Origin of the sequence: Pantoea sp. CTOTU50773 (genome assembly GCF_032082325.1) — a bacterium.
Taxonomy (GTDB): Bacteria; Pseudomonadota; Gammaproteobacteria; order Enterobacterales; family Enterobacteriaceae; genus Pantoea; species Pantoea communis.
In genome coordinates this window covers 1-5,209 of the sequence record NZ_DAMDQC010000225.1, presented here as the reverse complement: position 1 = coordinate 5,209, position 5,209 = coordinate 1, and the positions used below count along the sequence as shown (strand labels likewise).

General features: G+C 53.8%; 7 protein-coding genes. 6 read left to right on the top strand and 1 reads right to left on the bottom strand.

Annotated features, from left to right (window positions below; all coding sequences use genetic code 11):
* Positions 1-250, bottom strand: a 250-nt coding sequence (locus tag RT340_RS21675) for a GrxA family glutaredoxin (protein ID WP_313377714.1), incomplete at its 3' end; no start/stop codon positions are given.
* Between the two features lie 261 nt (positions 251-511).
* Between RT340_RS21675 and RT340_RS21670 the strand changes: the two genes are divergently transcribed.
* The 6 genes from RT340_RS21670 to RT340_RS21645 form a co-directional block, all read left to right on the top strand.
* Positions 512-763 carry a DUF1418 family protein gene (locus RT340_RS21670; RefSeq protein ID WP_097119351.1) on the top strand — a complete coding sequence of 84 codons (252 nt, stop codon included), beginning with the start codon at positions 512-514 and terminating at the stop codon, positions 761-763.
* A 12-nt stretch (positions 764-775) separates the two neighbouring features.
* The gene (nfsA, locus tag RT340_RS21665) at positions 776-1,498 is read left to right on the top strand and encodes an oxygen-insensitive NADPH nitroreductase (protein WP_313377713.1); all 723 of its coding nucleotides are present in this window, start codon (positions 776-778) and stop codon (positions 1,496-1,498) included.
* A 17-nt stretch (positions 1,499-1,515) separates the two neighbouring features.
* On the top strand, positions 1,516-2,418 hold the full coding sequence (rimK, locus tag RT340_RS21660) for a 30S ribosomal protein S6--L-glutamate ligase (RefSeq protein ID WP_038647884.1): 903 nt from the start codon (positions 1,516-1,518) through the stop codon (positions 2,416-2,418).
* Between the two features lie 86 nt (positions 2,419-2,504).
* Positions 2,505-2,984 carry a YbjN domain-containing protein gene (locus RT340_RS21655; protein WP_313377711.1) on the top strand — a complete coding sequence of 160 codons (480 nt, stop codon included), beginning with the start codon at positions 2,505-2,507 and terminating at the stop codon, positions 2,982-2,984.
* Between the two features lie 371 nt (positions 2,985-3,355).
* Entirely contained in the window at positions 3,356-4,465 is a 1,110-nt protein-coding gene (gene potF, locus RT340_RS21650; protein ID WP_211728158.1) for a spermidine/putrescine ABC transporter substrate-binding protein PotF, read from the top strand.
* Between the two features lie 119 nt (positions 4,466-4,584).
* On the top strand, positions 4,585-5,209 hold a 625-nt coding region (locus RT340_RS21645), incomplete at its 3' end, for an ATP-binding cassette domain-containing protein (RefSeq protein WP_313377715.1).

Here is a 5,209-nt window from a genome sequence, read left to right as displayed (position 1 = left end):
CCAGATTTTCTTTGCTCCATGCCGCAAATTCATTGTAACCAACGAGTTGCAGGTCATCATGGAAAATCTGCGGAACAGTGGTTACCGGTTTGCCGGCGCGTGCTTCCAGGTCGGCCTTGGTGATGCCGGTCGCCTGAATATCGACGTACTGATAGTTGAAATCATCGCGCTCGCTGGTCAGCTTGGTGGCTAACTCTTTCGCACGTACGCAGTATGGGCAGCTTGAACGGCCAAAAATCACTGCAATCATTGCTTCTCTCCTTCCGCTGCTGTTTTGTGACCAGTTTCACATTACAGCGTGAATAATGGCTAACATCATGCCCGCCCATCCTGCTTAAGCAAAGAAGAAAATGCCTGTTACTCTAATGACCGCAATCTATGTCCATCATACTTCACTCCGCAGACGCGTTTGGCTTCAGTTAAGCTGCTGGTGATAGCCATGCCTTGCTGCAGAGCGAATTATTCGGGTCTAAAATGCGACTGACCTATTGAGCAACTGAGGAAATCGCCCATGCGTAATCTGGCCACGTTGCCGAAACCGGTTTTGCTGCTGGAAGTGCTTGGCGTGCTCGCGGTGATTGGTGCGCTATTACTGGTTAATAACTGGATTGCGGCACCTGATTTTATGGCGCAGAAGTCGCTGGCGACGCTGCTTTTTTTCCTTGGCATTGCGCTGATGCTGCCTGCCGCCTGGCTGATGATGTGGCGTACCGCGCAAGCGATGGCACCGCAGTTGTTCAATCACAACCACAAAAAGAAGTAACCGGAGAGGATTATGACGCCGACCATCGATTTACTGTGCAGCCACCGTTCCATTCGCGCCTTTACCGAGCAGGGCATTGATGATGCTCAGCGCAGCGCGATCATTGCTGCAGCACAAGCGGCCTCGACCTCCAGTTTTTTACAATGCTCCTCGATTATTCGCATTACCGACCAGGAAAAGCGTGATCAGCTGGTGCAACTCACCGGCGGGCAGCCATGGGTGAGTGCCGCCGCTGAGTTTTGGGTGTTTTGTGCCGACTTTAATCGTCATCAGCAGATTTGCCCGGATGCGCATCTCGGACGCGCCGAGCAACTGCTGTTGGGTTGTGTCGATACCGCATTAATGGCACAAAACGCCATGGTCGCGGCGGAATCGCTGGGGCTGGGTGGCGTGTTTATTGGTGGTATCCGTAACAGTATTGCGCAAGTCACCAATTTGCTGGAACTGCCGAAATTTGTGCTGCCACTGTTTGGCTTCTGCATCGGCCATCCAGCTTCTGCCCCAGACGTGAAACCGCGTATGACAGCGGCGATGCTGGTGCATGAAAATCGTTATCAATCTGTCGATAAAAGCGTGCTGGATCAGTACGATAACCAAATCACGGCTTATTACCAGCAACGTGACAGCAACCAGCGTTCGGAAACCTGGAGCGAACTGATTCAACGCCTGATCATCAAAGAAACGCGTCCGTTTATGCTGGATTATCTGCATCAACAGGGCTGGGCAACGCGCTAAGCACAAGGAATTCTGCAATGAAGATGGCCATTCTCACGCGTGATGGAACGCTGTACTCGTGTAAGCGCCTGCGCGACGCCGCGGAAGAGCGTGGCCATCAGGTGCAAATGATCGATCCGCTCTCCTGCTACATGAACATCAACTCCGATTCGCCCGCGGTGCATTATCGTGGCGAACCGCTGGGCCACTTTGATGCCGTTATCCCGCGTATTGGCACGGCGACCACCTTTTACGGCACGGCGGTGCTGCGCCAGTTCGAGATGTTGGGCAGCTATCCGCTGAATGAATCGGTGGCCATCACCCGGGCGCGTGACAAACTGCGATCGCTGCAGCTGCTGGCGCGCGAAGGCATTGATATGCCGATCACCGGGTTCGCCTCTTCGCCTGATGATACCCAGGATGTGATCGCCATGGTCGGTGGTGCGCCGCTGGTGGTGAAACTGGTAGAGGGCACGCAGGGGATTGGCGTGGTGCTGGCGGAAACGCGCCAGGCGGCGGAGAGCGTGATTGATGCCTTTCGTGGCCTAAACGCCCACATTCTGGTGCAAGAGTTTATCAAAGAGGCACAGGGGCGAGATATTCGCTGCCTGGTGATTGGCAATGAAGTGGTGGCGTCGATTGAGCGTGAAGCGAAAGAGGGGGATTTCCGCTCAAATCTTCATCGTGGCGGTAAAGCGCACGCGGTGACCATCACCGAAAAAGAGCGCGAAATCGCCGTGAAAGCCGCATCCACGCTCGGGCTGGAAATCGCAGGGGTGGATATTTTACGCGCCAATCGCGGCCCACTGGTGATGGAGGTCAATGCCTCGCCAGGGCTTGAGGGCATCGAAGGCACTACCGGCCTCGACATCGCTTCCATGATGATTCATTGGGTAGAAGCGCATGCTTGCCCCGGCTATCGTCTTAAAACCGGGGGCTAGGCGCGCTTTTACGTGGTTTTCGTGGCATCAGTTAGACTTTTTCCGTAAGCTAAGGCGCTTATTTCTTCACCCCACAGGACATAACGATGGATTCACTGGTCGTTCCTGACATCGACATCATGCGTCGCTGGCTGGATCAACAAAATATCACCTGGTTCGAATGCGATGCCTGCCAGGCACTGCACCTGCCGCACATGCAGAATTTTGACGGGGTGTTTGATGCAAAAATCGACCTGGTGGACAACGTCATCCTCTTCTCGGCCCTCGCGGAAGTGAAACCCACAGCATTGATTCCTTTGGTCGGCGATTTATCGCAGATCAATGCCAGTTCGCTTACGGTGAAGGCCTTTATCGATATCCAGGATGACAATCTGCCCAAGCTGATTGTCTGCCAGTCGATCAGTACCACTGCCGGATTGACGTTTGGTCAGTTCTCGCACTTTATGAAGCAAAGTGAAGAGGGCGTTTCCATGGTGATCATGGAAGCCTTTGCCAATAATTTGCTGATGATGGGCGAAGAAGAGGAGCGCCAACCCAGCTCCAGCAGCCACGCGATGCTGCACTGAGTTCCCCGCCTCGCTAACTGCCGCTTTTTGCGGCAGTTTTCATTTTAGCCCTACCACTTTTTATTCTGCATTTTGCCCTTTATTGCCAGATATTAGTCGTGCTTTATGCCGCTAGTGCCAAACCGCATAGCAGAAACATGCATAAAATATCGCAAAAAGGCGTTTTTTACGCTGGGATCTGGCACGCCTGAAGCAGGGGGGCTATTCTTGCGGGGCTGCTTGAGACATGCAACCTCAGCACAGGTATAGGTTTTTGCTATTAAACTCCCGCTGAATATTGATTCATTGTGTGTCTGTGATTAAACAGAAAACGCAACGTCCGGATCGCGTGTATGCAGCGTTGTGATGACCCCCTCAGGAGGATGGAAAACATGTTCAACCAACGTAAAAAATGGTTGCCAGGTGTGGTTGCTGGTGTGCTGATGGCTGCGGCCGCTGGTGCTCAGGCAGAAGATAAAACGCTGCACGTCTATAACTGGTCCGATTATATTTCGGCCGACACCGTGCCGAATTTTGAAAAGCAGACCGGTATCAAAGTGGTCTACGACGTGTTCGATTCCAACGAAGTGTTGGAAGGTAAGCTGATGGCGGGTTCTACCGGCTACGACGTTGTGGTGCCATCTTCCAGCTTCCTTGCTCGCCAGCTACAGTCCGGCGTTTTCCAGGAGCTGGATAAGAGCAAGCTGCCAAACTATAAAAACCTCGATCCTGATTTGATGGCGAAAGTCGCGCAGCACGATCCGGGTAACAAATATGCGATTCCGTATCTGTGGGGTACCACCGGTATCGGCTATAACCTCGATAAGGTGAAAGCCGCGCTGGGTACTGATGCGCCCGTCAACAGCTGGGATTTGGTGCTGAAGCCTGAAAACCTGGAAAAACTGAAAAGCTGTGGTGTCTCCTTCCTCGATGCGCCGGAAGAGATCTTCGCCACCGTGCTGAACTACCTTGGCAAAGATCCGAACAGCTCTGACGCTAAAGATTACACCGGCGCCGCGACCGATCTGCTGCTGAAGCTGCGTCCTAATATCCGCTACTTCCACTCGTCTCAGTACATTAACGACCTGGCGAATGGCAACATCTGTGTGGCGATCGGCTGGTCTGGCGATATCCTGCAGGCGAAAGATCGTGCAGCCAAAGCCAACAACGGCGTGCACCTGGGTTACAGCGTGCCGAAAGAGGGCGCTCTGGCCTTCTTCGATATGATGGCGATTCCGAAAGACGCGAAAAATCTCGACGCAGCCTATCAGTGGCTGAACTACATCATGGATCCAAAAGTGATCGCGGATGTCTCTAACAAGATGAACTACGCCAACGGCAACAAGGCGTCACTGCCATTGATTAATGCGGATGTGCGTAACAATCCGGGCATCTTCCCAACGCCGGATGCGATGGCCAAGCTGTTTGTGCTCAAAGTCCAGGATCCGAAACTGGATCGTGCGCGCACCCGTGCATGGACTAAAGTAAAAAGTGGTAAGTAATTCGTTCTAAACGGATTCGTTACCTGAAGACGACAACAGAGGTGCGGTGATGGCCTCTGTTGTGCCATTTTAGCGGCTGGCTGTGCCGCGCTACACCGCTTAGCGCCGGAGAAATGTTAGTGAACGACGCGATTCCCCGCCCCCCAAATAAAACGGCTAAGGCGTTAACGCCGCTGCTGGAAATTCGCAACCTGACCAAATCTTTTGACGGCCAGCACGCCGTAGATGATGTCAGCCTGACCATTTATAAAGGTGAGATTTTTGCCCTGCTGGGTGCTTCCGGCTGTGGTAAATCGACGCTGCTGCGCATGCTGGCGGGCTTTGAGCCACCGACCAGCGGGCAGATTGTGCTGGATGGGCAAGACCTGTCGCACGTTCCGCCTTATCAGCGCCCGATCAATATGATGTTCCAGTCCTACGCGCTGTTCCCGCACATGACGGTGGAGCAGAACATCGCCTTTGGACTGAAGCAGGATAAATTGCCGAAAGGCGAAATGAGCAGCCGCGTGGCCGAAATGCTGACGCTGGTGCATATGCAGGAATTTGCTAAGCGTAAACCGCATCAGCTTTCCGGCGGTCAGCGTCAGCGCGTGGCGCTGGCGCGTAGCCTGGCGAAACGCCCCAAACTGCTGCTGCTGGATGAGCCGATGGGCGCGCTGGACAAGAAACTGCGCGACCGCATGCAGCATGAAGTGGTGGATATTCTGGAGCGCGTGGGCGTGACCTGCGTGATGGTCACCCACG

Coding starts and splice junctions, on each gene's coding strand:
- nfsA (WP_313377713.1), top strand. CDS start 776: ATGACGCCGACCATCGATTTACTGTGCAGCCACCGTTCCATTCGCGCC.
- RT340_RS21670 (WP_097119351.1), top strand. CDS start 512: ATGCGTAATCTGGCCACGTTGCCGAAACCGGTTTTGCTGCTGGAAGTG.
- RT340_RS21655 (WP_313377711.1), top strand. CDS start 2,505: ATGGATTCACTGGTCGTTCCTGACATCGACATCATGCGTCGCTGGCTG.
- potF (WP_211728158.1), top strand. CDS start 3,356: ATGTTCAACCAACGTAAAAAATGGTTGCCAGGTGTGGTTGCTGGTGTG.
- rimK (WP_038647884.1), top strand. CDS start 1,516: ATGAAGATGGCCATTCTCACGCGTGATGGAACGCTGTACTCGTGTAAG.